This window comes from Flavobacterium sp. PS2 (assembly GCF_046250155.1).
Taxonomy (GTDB): Bacteria; Bacteroidota; Bacteroidia; order Flavobacteriales; family Flavobacteriaceae; genus Flavobacterium.
This window is the reverse complement of record NZ_CP176426.1, coordinates 1224748-1246505: the sequence shown is the minus strand read 5'-3', so window position 1 is coordinate 1246505 and position 21758 is coordinate 1224748. Positions and strand designations below refer to the sequence as shown.

Below are 21758 nucleotides of genomic sequence, written 5' to 3'. Positions count from 1 at the left end.
ACTATGAGTAATCCGAATCAACAACAAGAGCAAATTAATATTGAGTTAGATGAAAAAATCGCTGAAGGAATTTATTCTAATTTAGCAATTATCAATCATTCTTCTTCAGAATTTGTTTTAGATTTTGTAAGCATTATGCCAGGTATTCCTAAAGCCAAGGTAAAGTCAAGAATTGTCTTGACACCACAACATGCTAAACGATTGTTAAGAGCAATTGGTGAAAATATTCATCGCTTTGAAACCGCTCATGGCGAAATCAAAGAAACTGAACAAGCACCAATACCGCTTAACTTCGGTCCAGCAGGACAAGCATAATTTAAATAAAAAAGCTCCAGAAATGGAGCTTTTTTTATATAAGAGAATTTGTGATTTATGTTTTGATCAAAAAAAGGCTTCTTGAATTTATTCTAATAAGTACTTTATCCGATTTTAATTCGCTTTATCGATTAAATTTCGCCTAGAATGCACATTTTTTTATCTTGCAAGTTCCTAAAATTGAATACTCGAGGTTATTTTATTAATTCAGATTCAAAAAAAGCGCTACTTATATAAGTAGCGCTTTTTTTATATAACGTTGAATCGGATAATTATTCAAATTCAGAAGTGAAAAATAATTTTACACTTGGATATTTATTTTGAGTCATTTGTATTGTAAAGTCAGAATCTGCTAAAAATACTAATTGACCATATTTGTCTTTTGCTAAGAATTTTTGCTTGATACGTTTGAACTCTTTGAATTCATCATTTTTGGCATCATCAGGTTTTACCCAACAAGCTTTGTGAACAGGGAAATTTTCATACGTACATTTTGCACCATATTCATGTTCTAAACGGTATTGGATTACCTCATATTGTAGCGCTCCAACAGTTCCGATTACCTTACGGTTATTCATCTCAAGAGTAAATAACTGCGCAACACCTTCATCCATTAATTGGTCAACCCCTTTGTCTAATTGCTTAGCTTTCATTGGGTCGGCATTATTGATGTATCTAAAATGTTCTGGAGAGAAACTCGGAATTCCTTTGAAACTCATTATTTCACCCTCAGTTAAGGTATCACCAATTTTAAAATTTCCAGTATCATGTAAACCAACAATATCACCAGGATATGAAATGTCTACAATTTCTTTCTTCTCTGCAAAGAATGCATTCGGACTAGAAAATTTTAAGTTCTTTTTCTGGCGAACGTGGTAATATGGTTTGTTTCTTTCGAAAGTACCCGAAACAATTTTTATAAATGCTAAACGGTCTCTGTGTTTAGGATCCATATTGGCGTGTATTTTAAATACAAAACCAGTCATTTTTTCTTCAGTTGGATCAACTAAACGAGTTTCAGAATCTTTTGGTCTTGGTGAAGGTGCGATAGTAACAAAACAATCTAGTAATTCACGTACTCCAAAGTTATTTAAAGCGGAGCCAAAAAATACTGGTTGTAATTTTCCGTCTAAATAATCCTGACGATCAAATTTAGGATAAACTTCATCAATTAATTCTAATTCTTCACGTAGTTTATCAGCAGGTTTTTGACCAATAATTTTTTCTAGTTCAGGGTTTTGAACATCAGAGAAAGCTATAGTTTCTTCAATGTTTTTACGGCTATCTCCACTGAATAAGTTGATATTTTGCTCCCATAAGTTATAGATTCCCTGAAAATCATATCCCATACCAATAGGGAAACTTAATGGAGTTACAGTTAAGCCTAATTTTTGTTCAACTTCATCCATCAAATCAAATGCATCTTTACCTTCACGATCTAATTTGTTTATAAAAACAATTATCGGAATTTTACGCATTCTACATACTGCAACTAATTTTTCGGTTTGTTCCTCAACCCCTTTTGCAACGTCTATTACAACGATTACACTATCTACAGCGGTTAAAGTTCTAAAAGTATCTTCTGCAAAATCCTTGTGTCCAGGTGTATCAAGGATGTTAATTTTTTTATCTTTATAATTAAAGGCTAATACAGATGTAGAAACCGAAATTCCTCTCTGACGCTCGATTTCCATGAAATCACTCGTAGCTCCTTTTTTTATTTTATTGTTTTTTACAGCACCTGCTTCTTGGATAGCACCCCCAAATAACAATAGTTTTTCGGTTAATGTTGTTTTTCCAGCATCGGGATGCGAAATAATTCCAAATGTTCTTCTACGTTGTATTTCTTTTAAAAAGCTCATATTTAATATCAATAGTTTGCAAAAGTACTATTAATTACGGCTTAATAAAAATATTAGCTTCTTATTTAAGTCCGTTTAGTTTATAAAATTTGTTGCTATTATTTGATTGTTTGAATAAAAAAGAGGCTGATTTAAATAATCAGCCTCAAAATTAAATATGTTTTTTAGGTAATAATTAATTGTTAATCGACCAAACAGTGTATCCTTTTGGAGGACATTGAATTTTTACCCATTGATCAGCTTGTGTTGTAGGAAGCCAACTAGAACTTCCTGTAAAGTCTTTTATCTGAGTGGTTGCCCAGTTTGTTTGTATCCATCTTTCTTGCCATGTTGACGAATTATTGATGTATACCACTAATCCGGGGTTTCCGTTATATCCGTTTCTGCGGGCAATATATTCATCATTGTCTGCATATAAAATAGAAGTTGTTCCAGTCGCTTTATTGTTGTGAATCCAGATAAGGTTATTTAATTTGTTTTTATCAAGCCATTCTTCATAATCTCTATAAAAAATAGTTGGATATCCTTCGTGAGTTAAAATATAAGAATAGGCTAGTAATTTATTAGAAATTTCATCAGTATCATGATTTGACACAAATGTAACGGCTTTGTATGGGTTTCTTTTCCACATCATGTCGTCATTTAATAACGCAAGATTATTTCCGTCAAAAGCATCATTCATTTTATAATAACACGCAAAATCGAATACAGAGCTATTGGCATTATTTGCCCAATCATTTAATACGTTCACGTTCGAATCCCATAATTCCCCAACCGAAAAGCCGCCTACATTAGCATTCCAGGAATTTACAACCCAAGCACCAAATCCTTTTACATAATCAAATCTCCATCCATCAAATTTCATAGTGTTTTTATAATACTTACCAACTCCGTCAGCTCTTAGCCATAACCAATCTTGTACATGAGGATTTGCGTGGCATAAATCAGGGAAACCGCCAAAAGCACCTTCGTCATTATTACCGTAACTGTTTTTATAAAAATCATTATAATTACGAGTGAATTTTCCTGAAGCAACTCCGCTAAAGTTGGTCCAGGTATTAGTTCCTGTAAACGGATTCGCTTCTGATTGCCCGCCACTATTATGATTAATTACTATATCGGCATATACTTGCATATTTTCAGCATGTACTTTGCTGATTAAGCTCACAAGTTCTGTTTTTGATCCAAATCTGGTTTCTGTAGAGCCATTTTGATTATAATCTCCAAAATCAAAATAATCTGTAGGATCATAACCCATAGAAAAAGCACCATTTTGCGCTTTTGACGCAGGAGGTAACCAAATAGAGCCAATTCCGGCATTAGACCAATCGGTAATTTTGGTATTTAATGTATTCCACCAGTTACCGCCAGCAGGAACATCCCAATAAAATGCTTGCATCATTACGCCTCCGCCAGGATTGGCAACATATTTTCCTGTAGTAGGAGTTCCTGTGCTAAATGGACGCCCATCATGCTTTGTCACATTTATTACTTTGAACTGAGAATTTGCTGCTGCAATTTCAGATTCTGTATTTTCATTAGAGCTACAGGAGTAAAAAAAAGCTGTTAAAGCAGTAATTAAATAAAGTTTTACAATTTGTTTTTTCATAATTAAATGATTTTTAGGTTAATTAAGGATTTGGGTAATCAAATTGTGATTAATTAAATAATTAGCCAATTAATTGTTTAATTACTGTTTTTAAATGCTAAATTTTAATAATCACATATCGAATGTATGTAAAACTTATGTAGCTAATTGCTTTGAGATTTTATTTAATAAGCGAAAACGTTGTAGTGTTGAAAACTTTTGTTTATTTGGTTAAAAATGAACTGTTTGTACTTGCCTTTTTTGAGTTTTTTAGGATGGGGTTTAATCAAATATAGGCTAGTTGGGTTTTCTAAATAGTTTCAAAAATAAGATGTGATTAATTCTTGAATAAGAGAATTTTTTTAGTTGCATATAATTTTTTGTTAATAGTAATAAGTAAACTTGTATTATGTGATTGAATTGTTATTTTTGTTCGTTATAAGATAATTAAGCAATGTTTGTTAGATTTGTAAAGATTTTTATTTTCTGAACATTTAAAATATATATTGAAATATACGGTTTACTATATTTGTAAGCCATTAATGCTAAATAATAAAGCTTCTTTACATCAAATTAAATTTTTAACTAATGCTATTAAAAAAATTACGAATAAAAACTATCAATTGTCAATTTGTATTTACAATAAGTTTTTTGCTTCTTTTCAATTCGCTAACCAGAGCGCAAGAAATTATTAAGGATACGGTTATTGCAAAGCCAGTTGTAGTTAAAAGTAATCAGAAACAAAAAATTGATGGTATTATCGCTACTGTAGGTGATTACATTATTTTAGATTCAGATATCGATAAAGGATACTTAGAAATTAGTAGTCAAGGAGGATCTATAAAAGATGTTTCAAGATGTCAGATGCTAGGAAAACTTCTAGAAGATAAATTATATGCACATCAGGCTATTCAGGATAGTATCATTGTAAGTGATGCTGAAGTAAAAGGCATGATGGATGAACGATTAAATTATATGGTTCAGCAAATTGGAGATATAAACAAAGTTGTTCAGTATTACAAAAAGAATTCAGTTGAAGAATTCAAAACTTATTTTGCTGATATCTTAAAAGAGCAAAAGTTAGCATCAGAGATGCAAAAGAAGATCATCGATGGAGTAGAAATTACTCCTGAGGAAGTTCGTAATTTCTTCAAGAAAATACCAGAAAGTGAATTGCCAACATTTGGAGCAGAGATGGAAGTAGCACAAATTGTGGTGAATCCTAAAATTTCGGATGTAGAAAAGAAAAAGGTAATCGACCGTTTAAATGGTATTAAAAAAGATGTAGAAGACGGTGCTAGTTTTGCAACTAAGGCGGTTTTATATTCTCAAGATCCAGGTTCGAGTTCGAATGGAGGATATTATAAGATGACGAGAAAAACACCTTTTGTAAAAGAATTTAAGGATATTGCTTTTAGTCTTCAGGAAGGAGAAATTTCTGCCCCTTTTGAAACTACCTTCGGATTTCATATCATAAAAGTAGATAAAATTAAAGGACAAGAAGTTGAGTTGCGTCATATCTTGATTGCTCCTGTAGTTTCTGAAGATGCTTTGAAAGAAGCAAAAGAAAGAATTACTGGAATTAGAGAGAAAATAATAGATAAGAAAGTAACTTTTGCAGAAGCAGCCAGAGCAGATTCTGATGAAAAAGAGACACGTGCAAACGGTGGAGCCTTGATTAATCCGAATACACAAGACACACGTTTTGAATTAACAAAAATGGATCCTACGTTATATGCTCAGGTTTCTAATTTAAAAGATAACGAAGTTTCGCAACCAGTTTTAGATACAGATCCACAAGGGAAAAAAAGTTACAAACTAATTACTGTAACTAAAAGAATTGAATCGCATACTGCTGATTACGCTAAAGATTATATCAAGATTAAAGATTTAGCTTTAAAAGAAAAACAAATTAAAGCTATTGCAAAATGGTTTGATGAAAAAATAAAAGAAACTTATATTAAAATTCTTGGTGAGTACAGAGATTGTACTTTTACAAATAATTGGTTGAAAAAATAATTTTTATATAATAAATAAAAAGAGTTAGTTTTATGTATTCATAGAACTAACTCTTTTTAATTTAAAATACATTCACAAATGTCTGATGTAACAGCAATTCATAACTTAGTTCAAAAACGTAATGAATTAAAAACCGAAATCGCAAAAATTATTGTAGGTCAGGATGCAGTGGTAGATCAAATTTTGATTTGCATTTTTTCTGGCGGACATGCTCTTTTAATAGGTGTGCCAGGATTGGCAAAAACATTATTGATAAATACACTGTCTCAGGCTTTAGGGCTTGATTTTAAGAGAATTCAATTTACTCCAGATTTAATGCCTTCTGATATTTTGGGAAGCGAAATCTTAGATGAAAACAGACGGTTTAAGTTTATAAAAGGACCGGTTTTTTCTAATATCATTTTGGCAGATGAGATTAATAGAACGCCACCAAAAACACAAGCAGCTTTGCTAGAGGCAATGCAGGAACGTTCGGTGACGATTGCTGGTGAAAACCATAAATTAGACTTGCCTTACTTTGTGTTAGCTACACAAAACCCTATTGAGCAAGAGGGAACTTATCCTTTGCCAGAAGCGCAATTGGATCGTTTTATGTTTGCCATAAAATTAGAATATCCAAGTTTTGAAGAAGAAGTACAAGTTGTTAAACGTACAACTTCAGACAATACAAGTACGATCAACCCTTTGTTTACGGCTCAGGAAATTATAGATTTTCAGCATTTAATTCGCCGAATTCCTGTTGCTGATAATGTAATAGAGTATGCGGTAACTTTGGTTAGTAAAACACGACCAGATAATAGCCTGACGAATGAGTTTGTTAAAAATTATTTAGATTGGGGAGCAGGGCCAAGAGCTTCACAAAATTTAATTTTAGCTGCTAAAGCTCATGCAGCATTCAATGGTAAATTTTCACCAGATATTGAAGATGTAAAAGCTGTAGCAACGGGTATTTTAAGACATCGAATCATTAAAAATTATAAAGCCGATGCCGAAGGAATTACAGAAGAAATTATAATTCAGAAGCTACTATAACGATATAAAAAAGCTTATTTAGAAAGGTTCTTTGCTTAAAACATAGCAAAGAACCTTTTTCTTTATAACAAAGAATTTCGACTTTGTCAAAGAAAGGATTTTATATTATTAATAATTTAATATTTTGACGTTAAAATGCAATTTTGCTAATTTTACGCAATGTAAATCGTTATTTTTTAATAATAACTTTTGAAAAGGCGACTTCTGTTATATTTTTTTTAATTCTCGGCTTTAATTTTTAAATTTGCGTACAAAAAAATAAGATACCTAGAAAAGACTTCAATTATGAATATTTATAACGATTACATTAAAGAGATTGCAGAACGAAAAGACCAAGGACTTCATCCGAAGCCAATTGATGGTGCTGAGTTGTTAAGCGTGATTATTGCACAGATTAAAGATCTGGATAACGAGTATCGAGAAGAATCGATTAAACACTTTATTTATAACACTATACCAGGAACTACAAGTGCTGCGGGTGTAAAAGCTAAGTTTTTAAAAGAGATTATTCTTGGAGAATCTGCTGTAAAAGAAATAACACCAGCTTTTGCATTTGAGTTATTATCACATATGAAGGGTGGACCTTCTATTGAGGTATTGTTAGATTTAGCTTTGGGTGATGATGCTGCTATTGCAAAAGAAGCAGGAAATGTACTTAAGACACAAGTTTACCTTTATGAGGCAGACACAGATCGTTTAAAAGAAGCGTTTAAAAAAGGCAACCCAATTGCTATAGATATTATTAAAAGCTATGCGCAGGCAGAGTTTTTTACAAAATTACCAGAAGTAGTTGAAGAAATTAAAGTGGTTACTTTTATTGCTGGTGAGGGTGATATTTCTACAGATTTGTTATCTCCAGGTAATCAGGCTCACTCACGTTCAGACCGTGAACTTCATGGTCAATGTATGATTACGCCTAAAGCACAAGAAGAAATTAAAGCATTACAAGCACAACATCCAGACAAAAGTGTGATGTTGATTGCAGAGAAAGGTACAATGGGAGTTGGTTCATCAAGAATGTCAGGTGTAAACAACGTGGCACTTTGGACAGGAAAACAAGCAAGCCCATATATTCCATTCGTTAATATCGCTCCAATTGTAGGAGGAACAAATGGTATTTCTCCAATTTTCCTAACAACGGTTGATGTTACTGGTGGTATTGGTTTGGATCTTAAAAACTGGGTTAAAAAGCTTGACGCAGATGGTAATATTATTCGTAATGAAAATAATGAGCCAATTCTGGAAGAAGCATACTCTGTAGCTACAGGAACTGTACTTACAATAAACACAAAGACGAAAAAATTATATAATGGAGACAAAGAACTAATTGATATTTCTAAAGCTTTTACTCCTCAAAAAATGGAATTTATCAAAGCTGGAGGATCATATGCAATTGTATTTGGTAAAAAACTTCAGACATTGGCAGCGAAAATTCTAGAAATTGAAGCTCCTCTTGTATTTGCTCCATCAAAAGAGATCTCTCTTGAAGGACAAGGACTTACAGCGGTAGAGAAAATTTTTAACAAAAACGCTGTTGGTATAGCTCCAGGTAAAGTATTACATGCTGGTTCAGATGTTCGTGTAGAAGTTAATATCGTAGGTTCACAAGATACGACTGGTCTTATGACGGCTCAGGAATTAGAATCTATGGCGGCTACAGTAATTTCGCCAATCGTTGATGGTGCATACCAATCTGGTTGTCACACAGCTTCAGTATGGGATAAAAAAGCTCAGGCAAATATTCCAAAATTGATGAAATTTATGAACGATTTCGGTTTAATCACAGCACGTGACCCGAAAGGAGTTTATCATGCAATGACAGATGTAATTCATAAAGTTCTTAATGATATTACAATAGATGAGTGGGCTATCATTATTGGTGGTGACTCTCATACAAGAATGTCTAAAGGTGTAGCATTTGGTGCTGACTCAGGAACAGTTGCTCTTGCACTTGCTACAGGTGAGGCTTCAATGCCAATTCCTGAATCTGTTAAGGTAACATTTAAAGGTGAGATGAAAGACTATATGGACTTCCGTGATGTAGTTCATTCAACACAAGCTCAAATGCTTAAGAAATTTGGTGGTGAAAATGTTTTCCAGGGCAGAATTATCGAGGTTCATCTTGGAACTCTTACTGCTGACCAGGCATTTACATTTACAGACTGGACTGCAGAGATGAAAGCAAAAGCTTCTATCTGTATTTCTGAAGATGATACCTTAATCGAATCATTGGAGATTGCAAAAAGCAGAATCCAGATCATGATCGACAAAGGAATGGATAATGAAAAACAAGTTCTTCAGGGATTGATTAACAAAGCAGATAAGAGAATTGCAGAGATTAAATCAGCAGAGAAACCTGCTTTAACTCCAGATGCAAATGCTAAATATTATGCAGAAGTTGTTGTAGATCTTGATCAGATTATCGAGCCAATGATTGCGGATCCAGACGTTAATAACGCAGATGTTTCTAAGAGATATACTCACGATACAATCCGACCATTATCTTTTTACGGAGGAGATAAAAAAGTCGATTTAGGATTTATCGGTTCCTGTATGGTTCACAAAGGAGATATGAAGATTCTAGCTCAAATGCTTAAAAATATAGAACAACAATACGGTAAGGTTGAGTTTAAGGCTCCGCTAGTAGTAGCGCCACCTACTTATAATATCGTAGATGAACTTAAGGCTGAAGGAGATTGGGAAGTTTTACAAAAATACTCTGGTTTCGAATTTAACGATAGCGCTCCTAAAGGTGCTGCACGTACAGAATACGAGAACATGTTGTATTTAGAGCGTCCAGGATGTAACCTTTGTATGGGTAACCAGGAAAAAGCAGCAAAAGGAGATACTGTAATGGCAACTTCTACGCGTCTTTTCCAAGGAAGAGTTGTAGAAGATACAGAAGGTAAAAAAGGAGAGTCATTACTTTCTTCTACGCCAGTTGTAGTCTTGTCTACAATTCTAGGTAGAACACCTACATTAGATGAATATATAGCAGCAGTAGATGGTATTAGCTTAACTAGGTTTGCACCTTCTCATAAACTGTTAGTAATGTAATCGTACGATTAGTTATAATCATTATATATAAAAAGCCTGAGTTGATAAACTCAGGCTTTTTCTTTTCTGGCTCTTCTATTTTTTGTAACTTGTGATGTTCAAAAAACAAAAACAAACAAAAACAATTATACTTATGGCTTTTGATATTGAAATGATTAAAAAAGTGTATGAGAACATGCCAGGTCGTGTTGATAAAGCACGCGAGATTGTTGGTCGTCCACTTACTTTAACGGAGAAAATTTTGTACAATCACCTTTGGGATGGAAATCCAACTAAGGCGTTTGGCAGAGGAGTCGATTATGTTGATTTTGCACCCGATCGTGTAGCATGTCAGGATGCAACTGCACAAATGGCATTATTGCAATTTATGCACGCAGGTAAGGCTAAAGTGGCTGTGCCTACAACAGTTCATTGCGATCACTTAATTCAAGCTAAAGTAGATGCTGTAACCGATTTGGCTAGAGCAAAAACTCAAAGTAATGAAGTTTTCGACTTCTTGTCGTCAGTTTCTAATAAATACGGAATTGGTTTCTGGAAACCAGGAGCAGGTATTATTCACCAGGTAGTACTAGAAAATTATGCTTTCCCAGGAGGAATGATGATTGGTACAGATTCACATACCGTAAATGCAGGAGGTTTAGGAATGGTAGCTATTGGTGTTGGTGGAGCCGATGCTGTAGATGTTATGTCAGGAATGGCATGGGAATTAAAATTCCCTAAATTAATTGGAGTAAAATTAACTGGTAAATTATCAGGATGGACTGCTCCTAAAGATGTTATCCTTAAAGTTGCTGGTATTCTTACTGTAAAAGGTGGAACAGGAGCAATTGTAGAATATTTTGGAGAAGGTGCAACTTCTATGTCATGTACAGGTAAAGGTACTATTTGTAATATGGGTGCAGAGATTGGAGCGACAACTTCAACTTTTGGATATGATGATTCTATGGGGCGTTATTTGCGTTCTACAAATAGAGCCGATGTTGCCGATGCTGCAGATAAAATAGCTCCTTACTTAACTGGAGATCCAGAAGTTTACGCTAACCCAGAACAATATTTTGACCAGGTTATCGAAATTAACTTAACGGAATTAGAGCCACACTTAAACGGACCTTTTACGCCAGATTTAGCTACTCCAATTTCTAAAATGAAAGAAGCAGCAATCAAAAATAACTGGCCATTACAAATTCAGGTTGGTTTAATTGGTTCATGTACCAACTCATCTTACGAAGATATTGCGCGTGCAGCATCTTTGGCAAGACAAGTTTCTGCCAAAAAATTAAAAACAAAATCACAGTTTACAATTACTCCAGGTTCAGAGGTAGTTCGTTATACAATCGAACGTGATGGTTTTATCGATACATTCCATAAAATTGGAGCAACAGTTTTTGCTAACGCTTGCGGGCCATGTATTGGTATGTGGGATAGAGAAGGAGCAGAGAAAGAAGAAAGAAATACAATCGTTCACTCTTTTAACCGTAACTTTTCTAAACGTGCCGATGGTAACCCAAATACACTAGCTTTCGTAGGTTCGCCAGAATTAGTGACAGCTATGGCTATCGCAGGAGATTTAAGTTTCAATCCATTAACAGATACTTTAATCAATGAAGATGGAGAAGAAGTAATGTTAGATGAACCTACAGGAGATGAATTGCCTCCAAAAGGATTTGATGTTAAAGATCCAGGATTCCAAGTTCCGGCAGAAGACGGTTCAGGAGTTCAGGTAGCTGTAAGCCCAACATCAGAGCGTTTACAATTATTAGCTCCGTTTGATGCCTGGGATGGTAAGAATATTACAGGTGCAAAATTATTAATCAAAGCATTTGGAAAATGTACGACAGATCACATCTCTATGGCAGGACCATGGTTACGTTTCCGTGGACATTTAGATAATATTTCTAATAATATGTTGATTGGTGCAGTAAATGCATATAACCAAAAAACAAATTCAGTTAAAAATCAATTAACAGGAACGTATGATGCAGTTCCTGCAGTTGCACGTGCGTACAAAGCAGCTGGAGTTCCATCTATTGTTGTGGGGGATCATAACTATGGCGAAGGATCTTCTCGTGAGCACGCAGCAATGGAGCCACGTTTCTTAGGAGTTAAAGCGGTATTAGTGAAATCTTTTGCTCGTATCCACGAAACAAACCTTAAAAAACAAGGGCTTTTAGGATTAACATTTGCTAACGAAGCAGATTATGATAAAATCCAAGAAGATGATACAATCAATTTCCTTGATTTAGTAGAATTTGCTCCAGGAAAACCATTAACGCTAGAATTCGTTCACGCAGATGGAACTAAAGACATAATCTTAGCAAATCATACTTATAATGCAGGGCAAATTGGCTGGTTTGTAGCCGGTTCAGCATTAAACTTAATTGCTGCTGGAAAAGCATAATTAAAGTTTTAAATCATATTAAAAACTCTCAAGGCAACTTGGGAGTTTTTTTATTTGAAGCTATTTCCAGCTATCCGCTATATCTTTTCTTTTTTAAAGGAAAAAAGAAAAGGATGCCGCTTTTATCTGGGCTAGGAAATCTATTTAAAAAAGAAATTTAGTATAAAGATTTTTACCTGTTAAGTATTATAATTTCGCAGATAATAACTCTGATATTAAAACTAACCCTGTATTTTTGCTAGAGTTGTTTCTTGAGATAAGTTTTTAATCTTATTCGGATTTGTTAATTTAAATTCATCTAAATCTATGCTAAAAATTTTTGCAGAAGGGATTTTAGAATAACTATTGTCAATACGTCCGCCCAAAATGTATAATTTATTATTGTTATAATACATAGCTGAATACTTCAGAGGGAGGTTGATTTCGTATTCTTTTAATACTTTTAATTTAAAATTGTAAGTGTACATTTTTTCATCCTCAAAAAAATAAATAATATCGTCATTGTAAGTAATAGCAGGTCTTTCTAATCCCGAAAATAGTTCACCTTCAGTTAGCCATTTTTCTGTTACTAAATCAAAGGTTTCTATTTTAGATATTGGTTTTCCGTTGTTTCCGCCAATAAGATAAATTTTATCGTCTATCAGTATTCCGGTAGTTTCTTCTGCCGTTGGCATACTCGTAAGTTCATACCAATATCCGGAAGTAATATTATACAAATGTACTTTGTTTGAAAAATCTTTCACACCACTTTCAGTTGCTTTTATAGAACCTCCCATTACAATAATATTATCTTTATAAGTAAAAGAAGCAAAGTCAGCAGCCTGATGTGGATTTGTTTTGTCGACTTTAATGGTGAGTTTTTCAAAATCTAAAACTTCAATTTGATCTTGTAAATATTCCCAACTACTTATTTTATTTACGAACATTTTTTTTCCGCCCAAAATATAAATCAAATTGTTATAGAAATGAATGTTATGATACGCTCTAACCTGTAGTTTTAAATCTGGAAATTCCCAAGAGTTGGTTTTGATATTGTAAATAGAAAGATACTTTTTATAATGTCGTTTTGTTGTTGTTATTCCTTCATTAAAAAAATCCTGAAAGGTAGGATCGGCTATTTTTGCCCGCATTTTGGCCATATGATCGATTTCGGGATAAGCGTCACCGCCACTAATATAAATTTTATCGTCTTTTAAAAAAGATCCAAATGAAAAAACAGGATGTTTTAAATTAGTTATTTCTGTAAAAGCAAGTTTTGTTTTCAGTTTAGTATTGGCAACAATTGTAACACCTGATAAATTTTGTGCCTCTTCTTCAAGAAAAACTTTGTAGTTATTTTTTGCCAGATAGCTTAAGGAAACATTTTTAGTGATGTAACCAATGTGAGAAAATTGTAATGTCTCATCCTCTTTAAATTCAGGAAAAACTTTTAAATAAAATTCACCATTTTCATCAGTTATAGTTCCAACTTTACTAGACAATGCAAATACATTGGTGTTTTCAACCGGAAGATTGTCTTTCTGGGAAATTACATTACCTTTTATATTTTGAGCAATCAATAATGTAGGAAAAAATACAAAAATCAGAATTAGCTTTTTCAAGGGTATTTTTTTTGTCAGTTATTCTTTGTTTAAAAGTAGTATTATTTTTTCAAGAAAAATAATTGAATTAATATAGAATGATTATTTTTTATGCGGAATTTGTTAATTTGAATATAAAGAGTTGTTAAAAAATAGCAATTTTTAGTTTAATAAGTTAAATTAGCTTTTTAAGTAATTGGATTGTTGTTTTTTGATTTTTTTTAAATGAATTAAATGTAATCTGCGAATGTAATTTGAATAAGAATGAAAAGTTTTGGACTGATATTAGCGTTGTTTTTTTTTAGTTTTAATGTTTTTTCACAGGAAAAATATATTAAGCATAAAATTTCTAAAGGGGAGAATGTTAGTGTTATAGCCAAAAAATATCATGTAAAAGTAAAGGAGATTCTTGATTTAAATCCTAATGCGGGTAAATTATTAAAACTAAATTCAATTTTACTAATTCCAAGTTCAGAGAAAAATGTTGCCAATAAAGATAAAGCAACAAAAGCGAAGACAAAAGAAAAAGAAGTAATTGCAAGTAATAAAAGCAATTCAAACAATTCGAATACTACAGCAAGTAATCAAGAAACTACTACTCATGAAATTCTAGCAAAAGAAACATTGTACGGAATTTCAAAACAATACCAACTTACTGTCGAGGAATTAAAAAAAGCCAATCCAAAATTAGAAAGTGAAGGGCTTAGAATAGGACAACAAATTATAATTCCGGGTAACGCTAAACCAATTATAAAAGAAACTGCAATAGCTGCTACTACGATTGTTACTACACCTGAGCCAGAGATAATCGAAAAGCCTGTAGAAACCGAAATTGTTCGTGAAGTTTTGCCTAAAGAAACTAAATATGCAATTGCTAAAGAATACGGACTTACGGTTAAAGAATTAGAAAGGCAAAATCCATTTATAAAAGGAAAATTACCAGTAGGTTATGTTCTTAAAATAAATCCTTCAAAATCATATGTAAAGAAAGAAGGAGTACAAGAGGGAGTAGATGCTGCAACAGCAGTAGCGACAACAGCAATTAAAGATACAGCAACGACAAATAATGTAAAGTTTACCCATGACTCAGATTTGTTAAATCAATTGGTATTAAACGCTACAGAGAACGTAGGAGTCCGGTATCGTTCAGGAGGAACTTCGAGAGCAGGTTTTGATTGTTCAGGATTAATGGTTACTACATTTGGAAGTTTTGATATTAAGTTACCTAGAAGTTCTATCGAGCAATCTCGTATTGGAGTTAAAATTGCATCGGAAGATGCGCAAAAAGGAGATTTAATTTTCTTTAAAACTAATGGAAGACGTCAGATAAACCATGTGGGAATGGTAGTCGAGGTATTAGATGGCGAAATTAAATTTGTTCACTCATCTGTTCATGGTGGTGTAATTGTTTCTTCAACAAAAGAGGCATACTACGAAAGAAATTTTACTCAGGTAAATCGTATTTTAGAATAAAATATTTAATTCTAAAAACGTAATATAAGTTTAAGCTTTTAGACTTACTCAGTTAAATAAATTTTACTTCTTTATTTTCTCTAAATTTTCTTTTACTCGAAAATTTACAATCTTCGTTATTAAATCCAAAGGCATAGGTTTGTCTAATGGAAACTGAATAGAGCCCTTTCCTGATTTATAAACAGAAAGTTCTTCTTGAAAAGCTTCATTTCCTGAAGGCAACGCATAAAAGCCAATATGGTTTTTGAAAGCTGCAAAATGCACTAAGTTACCATTAAGCGTAAAAGTAGGGATAGCGTAACTTATTTTCTCTTCGGCATTTGGAGCAGCCTTTCTAATTGTTTGGCGCACTTGTTCTAATACTGCCTGAATGGCTGCAGGAAAACCAGCAATATATTCATCAATAGTTTTAGGTTTTGAAGTTATCATAGCTTTTAATTTTATAAAACCAAAACCGCAATTTTGTCAAATTGCGGCAGTTTTGATTGAGTTTATCAAAGTTGTTATTTAGAGATTTCGTCTAATACTTTCTTTGCATTTTCATTTTTTGGGTCAAACTGTAATGATTTTTTATAGTTTACAATGGCAAGTTTTTTATCTCCATCTTTTAAATAAGCCTCGCCTAAACTATCATATGCATTTCCTGATTTAGGAAAGGTGTCAACATTTATTTTAAAAACGGCTATGGATTCTTTTGTCTTTCCTGATTGTAGTAATTGATAACCAACATCGTTTATTTCACTTTCCTTAATAGCGTATTCATCAGATTTTTTGAACTCCTCAAGTTTCTTCAACCCAGTTTCTAATCCTTGAGATTTAATAATACCAAATAGAGTATAAGCGGTAGACCTTTTGGCAACATCATATGGCATATCGTATAAAATTGCTCGTATCGCTTCAGACATTTGATTAAGACCAGTTCCTCCGGTATTGTTTAATAATACAATTAAATCGTTGGATGATGGAATACGGGAGATTAGAGTATTGAAACCATTTATTCCACCACCATGTTCAATAATTTGTACTTTCTTATCTGTTTTGTCAATATTGGCTTCTTCAATAAACCACCCGTATCCATAATAGGATGTTGCAGAGAACCTTGTATTTATGTATTTGTTAAATAATAATTCTTTGTATTTAGCCGATAATAATTTTTCAGTATAAAGAGCCTGATCCCATAAGTATAAATCCTCTACGGTAGAATATAGAGATCCTGCAGCATAAGGAAGAGACATATCAATGTAACTTGAATTTACATAGTCAGAACTGCCTTTTTCTTTTCTTTCATATCCTGTGGCTCTATTAGCTAAAATCACATCGTGATGGTCGTATCCAGAATTATTCATGTTAAGCGGGGTAAAAATCTTTTCTTGTAAACACTGCTCATACGTTTTTCCTGTAACTTTCTCTATGATATAACCCAATAGAAAATAGCCTGAGTTGCTATAGGAAAATTTTTCTCCAGGCTTGAATTGAAGAGGCAAATCAGCAAATGTTTTTACAAAAGCTTCTGGTGTATAGGGATTACGACTAATATCTGAGAAAAAATTAGGGAATGAAGTATAATTAGGTATTCCAGATGTATGAGTGAGTAATTGATGAATGGTAATTTTATCACCATTGGTTTTGGAATAATCAGGAAGATAGGTAGAAATTGGAACATCTAATTTAAGCTTTCCTTGCTCCACCAATTGAAGAATTAATAATGCTGTGAATTGTTTGGTAATAGAGCCTAATCTAAACTTTGTGTTGGGTTCATTAGGGATTTTCCATTCCATATTGGCTAATCCAAAGCCTTTTTTATAGATAACCTTTCCGTTTTCAGTTACAAGAGCAGTTCCGTTAAACTGGTTGTATTTAGAATATAAGCTTAGCAATTCATTAATTTTATCGGCCTTGGAAGTTTGGCCAATACATACATTAACTAAAATTAATTGAAAAGCAAGACTAAAAAGGAGCACTTTTAATAAAGAGCTATTTGATTTTTTTTTCATGATGGTTGATGATTTTTGGTTATTATATTTTAAGCGTTCATTAATAATAGACGACTAAAATTTAATAAAGTTACTAAAAATCATCACTTTGTTTAGTATAATGCTATAATTGTTGAAGTAGTTGTAACTCGAAGTGATAAGTTATGACTAATCATGTATGCTATGATTTTTGTAGATTTAAGAATAGAAGTTTTATTAGTATCTATAGCTATGCTATGATTATAATATGGCTCATATTTTTTTTGCTCAGTAATCGAGAATAAACCAACTGTAGGAGTTTGTACAGAGCTTGCTAAATGCATGATTCCAGAATCAGCACCAATGAAAGCTTCAGTATTTGCGATTAATGCGCCAATTTCACGTATGTCTTTACTGTAAAAATGTGTGGCTTTAAAGCCAATTTGAGAGACATTTTCAATAGGTAAAATTTCAATAATATTATGATTAGGATATTGAGTTTTTAGCCTTTTATAAAACTTTCCCCACCATGATTCTGAATAACATTTGTCGCCAGTTGCATAAGTATAAATACAAATCGTTTTTTTATCATTATTGACTAATTTGTCTAGTATTTTTTTTCCTTCAATGATTTCAGAATTACTCAATTTAAGATTTAATGCAGCGATTGATTTGTTATTGGGGGTAAAGCCTAGTTCGCTTAAATAACTCCTGAAGTTGTATACAGGATATTTTGCGATATGTTCATAATCAAGATATTTTGATTGAATATCTTCGACTGTAGAATCTCCGAAGAATTTGAATTTTGAATTTGAAAATTTAACCGAAAGCCTTCCAGATGAAGAATTTTTGTCAACATTAATTGCAATATCATATTGTTGTTTTCTAAGCGATACCCATACCTTAATGTATTGAAGTAAGTTCTTAAAAGGTTTTTTAGGTAGCTCAATAATCTTATCGACATTGTCGTAGTTTTCGAATAATATAGGCGCTAGATTGCCTTTTACAAATAAGTCTATTTTGCATCCCGGAAACGTAGTAATGACTTCTTCTAATAAAGGTGTAATTAATAATAAGTTCCCTAATCGGGCATTTGGACGTGAAATTAAAACTCTTTTAATCTCAGGTTTAATGGTTAAATGTTTTTTATTCGCATTTGTAGAGTGGCCAATGTTTTTAGTTAAGCTATGCATTAACTTTCGTCTTACTACGTTTATGTTTTTTAAGATTTTCATAGTGTAAATATTATTTATTAAACTTACTTCAGTTAAAAAAGAATAAATGGCAACTCAAAAAAACAGAAAGAATTAAAAGCAAATTGTTAAAACTTATTATGAGTCTTTTTGTAATGATAACTAAATGAGATTGTTATGTTTGTTGCTTTAAGTAAAGTTAGCAAAATCATTTATAAGCTGATTACATAATTTTCTGTTTTTTTTATATGATGAATCAAAATTGGTTTTTTTTAAATGATTGATGGTTAAGTCTTAGTTAATTTATAATTAGGTTTTTAGGTCTTGTGACATAGTGAGAAGAGTTGTGACTCCGTTTCGTTTGATAACACGACTGAAAGTAAAAATGACAACTGCTATATAATCTAAAATCAGCAATCTAAAAACCAAAATTTATAAAAAAAGTATATCTTTAACCAACCAAAAACCAAAAAAAATGCAAGAAAACAAACCAGAAGATTTTAAAAGAGAACTCGGATTGCTAGACGGAACCATGCTTGTGGTAGGGTCTATGATTGGTTCAGGAATATTTATTGTAAGTGCCGATATTGCCCGACAAGTAGGTTCTGCGGGTTGGCTAATCTTAATATGGCTAATCTCAGGATTAATTACAGTTATTGCAGCTGTAAGTTATGGAGAATTAAGTGCCATGTTTCCAAAAGCTGGTGGGCAGTATGTTTACTTAAAAGAAGCTTACAATAAGTTGATAGCGTTTTTGTACGGATGGAGCTTTTTTGCAGTAATCCAAACGGGTACAATTGCTGCTGTAGGTGTCGCTTTTGCCAAATTTGCAGCTTATCTCTATGAGCCTTTAAGTGATGAAAACATTCTTTTTGAGATAGGTTCTTTCGACTTAAATGCAGCTCAATTGGTTTCTATTGTTACGATTATTTTATTAACGTATATAAATAGCCGTGGGGTTAAAAACAGTAAAATTCTACAAACGGTTTTAACTATTATCAAAATTTTATCACTTTTAGGATTAATCGTTTTCGGGTTAACACTTGGAGCAAAAGCTTCTATTTGGGATGCCAATTGGGTAGATGGTTGGTCTACACGTGCTTTTGATGCAGATACTAAATCTTGGTTTCCAATAGGAGGTACAGCATTGCTTACAGGTATTTCGGCAGCTATGGTTGGTTCTTTATTTTCTAGTGATGCTTGGAATGGAGTAACTTTTATTGCGGGAGAAATTAAAAATCCGAAACGTAATGTAGGGTTTAGTCTATTCTTGGGAACTTTTATAGTTACGATTATTTATGTTTTAACAAACCTGATGTACTTGGCAGTAGTACCTTTTGATGAAATTGCTACAGCAAAATCAGATAGGGTAGCGGTAGTGGCATCACAATATATTTTTGGTAATATCGGAACGTTAATCATTGCAATTATGATTATGATTTCGACTTTTGCTTGTAATAATGGACTAATAATGGCTGGAGCAAGGGTATATTATACAATGGCAAAAGATGGTTTGTTTTTTAAGAAAGCAGCGATATTAAATGAGTCTAGTGTTCCGGCTTGGGCATTATGGGCACAATGTGTTTGGGCTTCGGCTTTATGTTTGACAGGGAAATATGGGGATTTATTAGACTTTGTTATTATCATAGTTCTGATTTTTTACATTTTGACTATTTATGGTATTTTTATTCTGCGTAAGAAAATGCCAGATGCCGAGAGACCTTATAAGGCTTTTGGATATCCATTTCTGCCATTCTTATATATTGTAGTAGCATCGGCAATTTGTATTTGCTTATTGCTTACTAAATTTTCTACTTGTGGATGGGGAGTTTTAATTATGTTAACAGGAATTCCTGTTTACTATTTAACTAAACCGAAAGAATAAGCGAGATAATTTAAAGATATCTATTATCAGTGGCTAAAAATAGTCATATAGATTGAGTAGAAAATAGAATAGCCACAGATTAAAAGGATTAAAAAATCTGCGAGAATCTGTGGCAAAATGATAAAGTATTTAGTAGCTAAAAACAGAAAACCCGTCCTAAAGACGGGTTTTTCTAGTGTAGTAAGCACTTATATAATGCTAGCAATTATTTTGCTAACACTAATTCTTCGTTGAAAGGAAGATTCCAAGCTTCTGCAACTCCTTTGTAAAGGATTTTTCCATTAGCAATATTCAATCCTTTTTTCAATTCTTCGTTTTCAGCACAAGCTTTTTCCCATCCTTTGTTTGCTAATTGTAAAGCGTAAGGTAAAGTAGCGTTTGTTAAAGCAAGTGTAGATGTGTAAGGTACAGCTCCAGGCATATTAGCCACACAGTAGTGTACAATATCATCGATAATGAAAGTTGGGTTTTCGTGAGTTGTTGGTGTACATGTTTCGATACATCCACCTTGATCAACAGCAACGTCTACAACAACAGTTCCTGGACGCATTAGTTTAAGCATATCACGAGTAACTAAGTGAGGTGCTTTTGCTCCCGGAATTAATACTGCTCCAACTACTAAATCTGCATCAGCGATTGCTTTTGTAATGTTATAGTGGTTTGACATTTGAGTGTTTACGTTTGCAGGCATAATATCATCTAAATGACGAAGACGCGCTAAGCTTACATCCATAATAGTAACTTGAGCTCCTAAACCAGCAGCCATTTTTGCAGCTTGAGTACCAACGATTCCACCACCAAGTACTAATACTTTAGCAGGAGGAACACCTGGAACACCACCTAAAAGAATTCCTCTTCCTTTTAATGGTTTCTCAAGATATTTAGCTCCTTGTTGAATAGACATACGTCCAGCAACTTCAGACATTGGAACTAATAATGGTAAACTACGGTCAGCTTTTTCAACAGTTTCGTAAGCTAAACATACAGCTCCTTTTTCGATCATTGCGTGTGTTAACGGCTCTGATGAAGCAAAGTGAAAGTATGTAAATAATAATTGATCTTTTTTGATTAAATCATATTCAGATGCAATAGGTTCTTTAACTTTAATAATCATTTCAGCTATAGCATATACCTCTTCAATAGTTGCTAATACCTGAGCACCAGCATTAGTATACTCCTCATCGCTAAATCCACTTCCTAAACCGGCAGTTGCTTGAACGTAAACAACATGTCCGTGTTTTTTCATTTCCGAAACTCCAGCTGGTGTAACAGCTACACGGTTTTCGTTATTCTTGATTTCTTTTGGAACACCTATTATCATTTTTTATATTTTTTTTGTTTTTGTTAATTTTGTTTTACAAAGCTACATATAGAGAATATATTATCGATATTATGGGTATAATA

14 protein-coding genes are annotated in these 21758 nt (G+C 32.9%); 7 read left to right on the top strand and 7 right to left on the bottom strand.

Annotated elements, in window-relative coordinates; genetic code table 11:
- The first annotated feature begins 3 nt into the window (after positions 1-3).
- Positions 4-315, top strand: a complete 312-nt coding sequence (locus ACJ6WR_RS05320; RefSeq protein WP_039117576.1) for a DUF3467 domain-containing protein — start codon at positions 4-6, stop codon at positions 313-315.
- Between the two features lie 272 nt (positions 316-587).
- Here ACJ6WR_RS05320 and ACJ6WR_RS05315 read toward each other — a convergent pair whose 3' ends face one another.
- Together ACJ6WR_RS05315 and ACJ6WR_RS05310 are read right to left on the bottom strand one after the other, a co-directional pair.
- Positions 588-2177 carry a peptide chain release factor 3 gene (locus tag ACJ6WR_RS05315; RefSeq protein WP_039111367.1) on the bottom strand — a complete coding sequence of 530 codons (1590 nt, stop codon included), beginning with the start codon at positions 2175-2177 and terminating at the stop codon, positions 588-590.
- A gap of 175 nt (positions 2178-2352) precedes the next feature.
- Positions 2353-3786 (bottom strand): alpha-amylase, encoded by a 1434-nt coding sequence (locus ACJ6WR_RS05310; RefSeq protein WP_409417260.1) that lies wholly within the window; start codon positions 3784-3786, stop codon positions 2353-2355.
- A 567-nt stretch (positions 3787-4353) separates the two neighbouring features.
- Between ACJ6WR_RS05310 and ACJ6WR_RS05305 the strand changes: the two genes are divergently transcribed.
- The 4 genes from ACJ6WR_RS05305 to ACJ6WR_RS05290 all read left to right on the top strand — a co-directional run bounded on the left by ACJ6WR_RS05305 (position 4354) and on the right by ACJ6WR_RS05290 (position 12271).
- Entirely contained in the window at positions 4354-5784 is a 1431-nt protein-coding gene (locus tag ACJ6WR_RS05305; protein WP_039120388.1) for a peptidylprolyl isomerase, read from the top strand.
- A gap of 78 nt (positions 5785-5862) precedes the next feature.
- A complete protein-coding gene (locus tag ACJ6WR_RS05300; RefSeq protein ID WP_409417259.1) occupies positions 5863-6816 on the top strand; it encodes an AAA family ATPase in 954 nt (317 codons plus the stop codon).
- Positions 6817-7101: 285 nt separating this feature from the next.
- The gene (locus ACJ6WR_RS05295; RefSeq protein WP_409417258.1) at positions 7102-9873 is read left to right on the top strand and encodes a bifunctional aconitate hydratase 2/2-methylisocitrate dehydratase; all 2772 of its coding nucleotides are present in this window, start codon (positions 7102-7104) and stop codon (positions 9871-9873) included.
- 133 nt (positions 9874-10006) lie between these two features.
- Positions 10007-12271 carry an aconitate hydratase gene (locus ACJ6WR_RS05290; protein ID WP_409417257.1) on the top strand — a complete coding sequence of 755 codons (2265 nt, stop codon included), beginning with the start codon at positions 10007-10009 and terminating at the stop codon, positions 12269-12271.
- A 221-nt stretch (positions 12272-12492) separates the two neighbouring features.
- On the opposite strand, the gene ACJ6WR_RS05285 is transcribed toward ACJ6WR_RS05290, so the two are convergent.
- Positions 12493-13872: a carboxypeptidase-like regulatory domain-containing protein gene (locus ACJ6WR_RS05285; RefSeq protein WP_409417256.1), complete on the bottom strand. Its 1380-nt coding sequence runs from the start codon at positions 13870-13872 to the stop codon at positions 12493-12495.
- Positions 13873-14115: 243 nt separating this feature from the next.
- Here ACJ6WR_RS05285 and ACJ6WR_RS05280 point away from each other — a divergent pair, with 243 nt between their 5' ends.
- Entirely contained in the window at positions 14116-15324 is a 1209-nt protein-coding gene (locus ACJ6WR_RS05280) for an NlpC/P60 family protein (protein WP_409417255.1), read from the top strand.
- 63 nt (positions 15325-15387) lie between these two features.
- Here ACJ6WR_RS05280 and ACJ6WR_RS05275 read toward each other — a convergent pair whose 3' ends face one another.
- The 3 genes from ACJ6WR_RS05275 to ACJ6WR_RS05265 all read right to left on the bottom strand — a co-directional run bounded on the left by ACJ6WR_RS05275 (position 15388) and on the right by ACJ6WR_RS05265 (position 18511).
- Positions 15388-15753, bottom strand: a complete 366-nt coding sequence (locus ACJ6WR_RS05275) for an iron chaperone (RefSeq protein WP_409417254.1) — start codon at positions 15751-15753, stop codon at positions 15388-15390.
- A gap of 74 nt (positions 15754-15827) precedes the next feature.
- Complete coding sequence (locus ACJ6WR_RS05270) at positions 15828-17318, bottom strand: serine hydrolase (RefSeq protein ID WP_409417253.1); 1491 nt, start codon at positions 17316-17318, stop codon at positions 15828-15830.
- 92 nt (positions 17319-17410) lie between these two features.
- Entirely contained in the window at positions 17411-18511 is a 1101-nt protein-coding gene (locus ACJ6WR_RS05265; protein ID WP_409417252.1) for a glycosyltransferase family 9 protein, read from the bottom strand.
- A gap of 433 nt (positions 18512-18944) precedes the next feature.
- On the opposite strand from ACJ6WR_RS05265, the gene ACJ6WR_RS05260 reads away from it, so the two are divergent.
- Positions 18945-20354, top strand: a complete 1410-nt coding sequence (locus ACJ6WR_RS05260; protein WP_039111357.1) for an APC family permease — start codon at positions 18945-18947, stop codon at positions 20352-20354.
- 205 nt (positions 20355-20559) lie between these two features.
- Here the strand turns inward: ACJ6WR_RS05260 and ald are convergent, their stop codons facing one another.
- Positions 20560-21675: an alanine dehydrogenase gene (gene ald / locus ACJ6WR_RS05255; RefSeq protein WP_039111355.1), complete on the bottom strand. Its 1116-nt coding sequence runs from the start codon at positions 21673-21675 to the stop codon at positions 20560-20562.
- Positions 21676-21758: the final 83 nt, after the last annotated feature.

What these genes read in the sequence shown, in the direction of transcription:
- ACJ6WR_RS05305 (WP_039120388.1), top strand. Translation starts at nt 4,354, where the DNA reads ATGCTATTAAAAAAATTACGAATAAAAACTATCAATTGTCAATTTGTA.
- ACJ6WR_RS05270 (WP_409417253.1), bottom strand. Translation starts at nt 17,318, where the DNA reads ATGAAAAAAAAATCAAATAGCTCTTTATTAAAAGTGCTCCTTTTTAGT.
- ACJ6WR_RS05265 (WP_409417252.1), bottom strand. Translation starts at nt 18,511, where the DNA reads ATGAAAATCTTAAAAAACATAAACGTAGTAAGACGAAAGTTAATGCAT.
- ACJ6WR_RS05320 (WP_039117576.1), top strand. Translation starts at nt 4, where the DNA reads ATGAGTAATCCGAATCAACAACAAGAGCAAATTAATATTGAGTTAGAT.
- ACJ6WR_RS05300 (WP_409417259.1), top strand. Translation starts at nt 5,863, where the DNA reads ATGTCTGATGTAACAGCAATTCATAACTTAGTTCAAAAACGTAATGAA.
- ACJ6WR_RS05295 (WP_409417258.1), top strand. Translation starts at nt 7,102, where the DNA reads ATGAATATTTATAACGATTACATTAAAGAGATTGCAGAACGAAAAGAC.
- ACJ6WR_RS05280 (WP_409417255.1), top strand. Translation starts at nt 14,116, where the DNA reads ATGAAAAGTTTTGGACTGATATTAGCGTTGTTTTTTTTTAGTTTTAAT.
- ACJ6WR_RS05290 (WP_409417257.1), top strand. Translation starts at nt 10,007, where the DNA reads ATGGCTTTTGATATTGAAATGATTAAAAAAGTGTATGAGAACATGCCA.
- ACJ6WR_RS05275 (WP_409417254.1), bottom strand. Translation starts at nt 15,753, where the DNA reads ATGATAACTTCAAAACCTAAAACTATTGATGAATATATTGCTGGTTTT.
- ACJ6WR_RS05310 (WP_409417260.1), bottom strand. Translation starts at nt 3,786, where the DNA reads ATGAAAAAACAAATTGTAAAACTTTATTTAATTACTGCTTTAACAGCT.
- ACJ6WR_RS05315 (WP_039111367.1), bottom strand. Translation starts at nt 2,177, where the DNA reads ATGAGCTTTTTAAAAGAAATACAACGTAGAAGAACATTTGGAATTATT.
- ald (WP_039111355.1), bottom strand. Translation starts at nt 21,675, where the DNA reads ATGATAATAGGTGTTCCAAAAGAAATCAAGAATAACGAAAACCGTGTA.
- ACJ6WR_RS05260 (WP_039111357.1), top strand. Translation starts at nt 18,945, where the DNA reads ATGCAAGAAAACAAACCAGAAGATTTTAAAAGAGAACTCGGATTGCTA.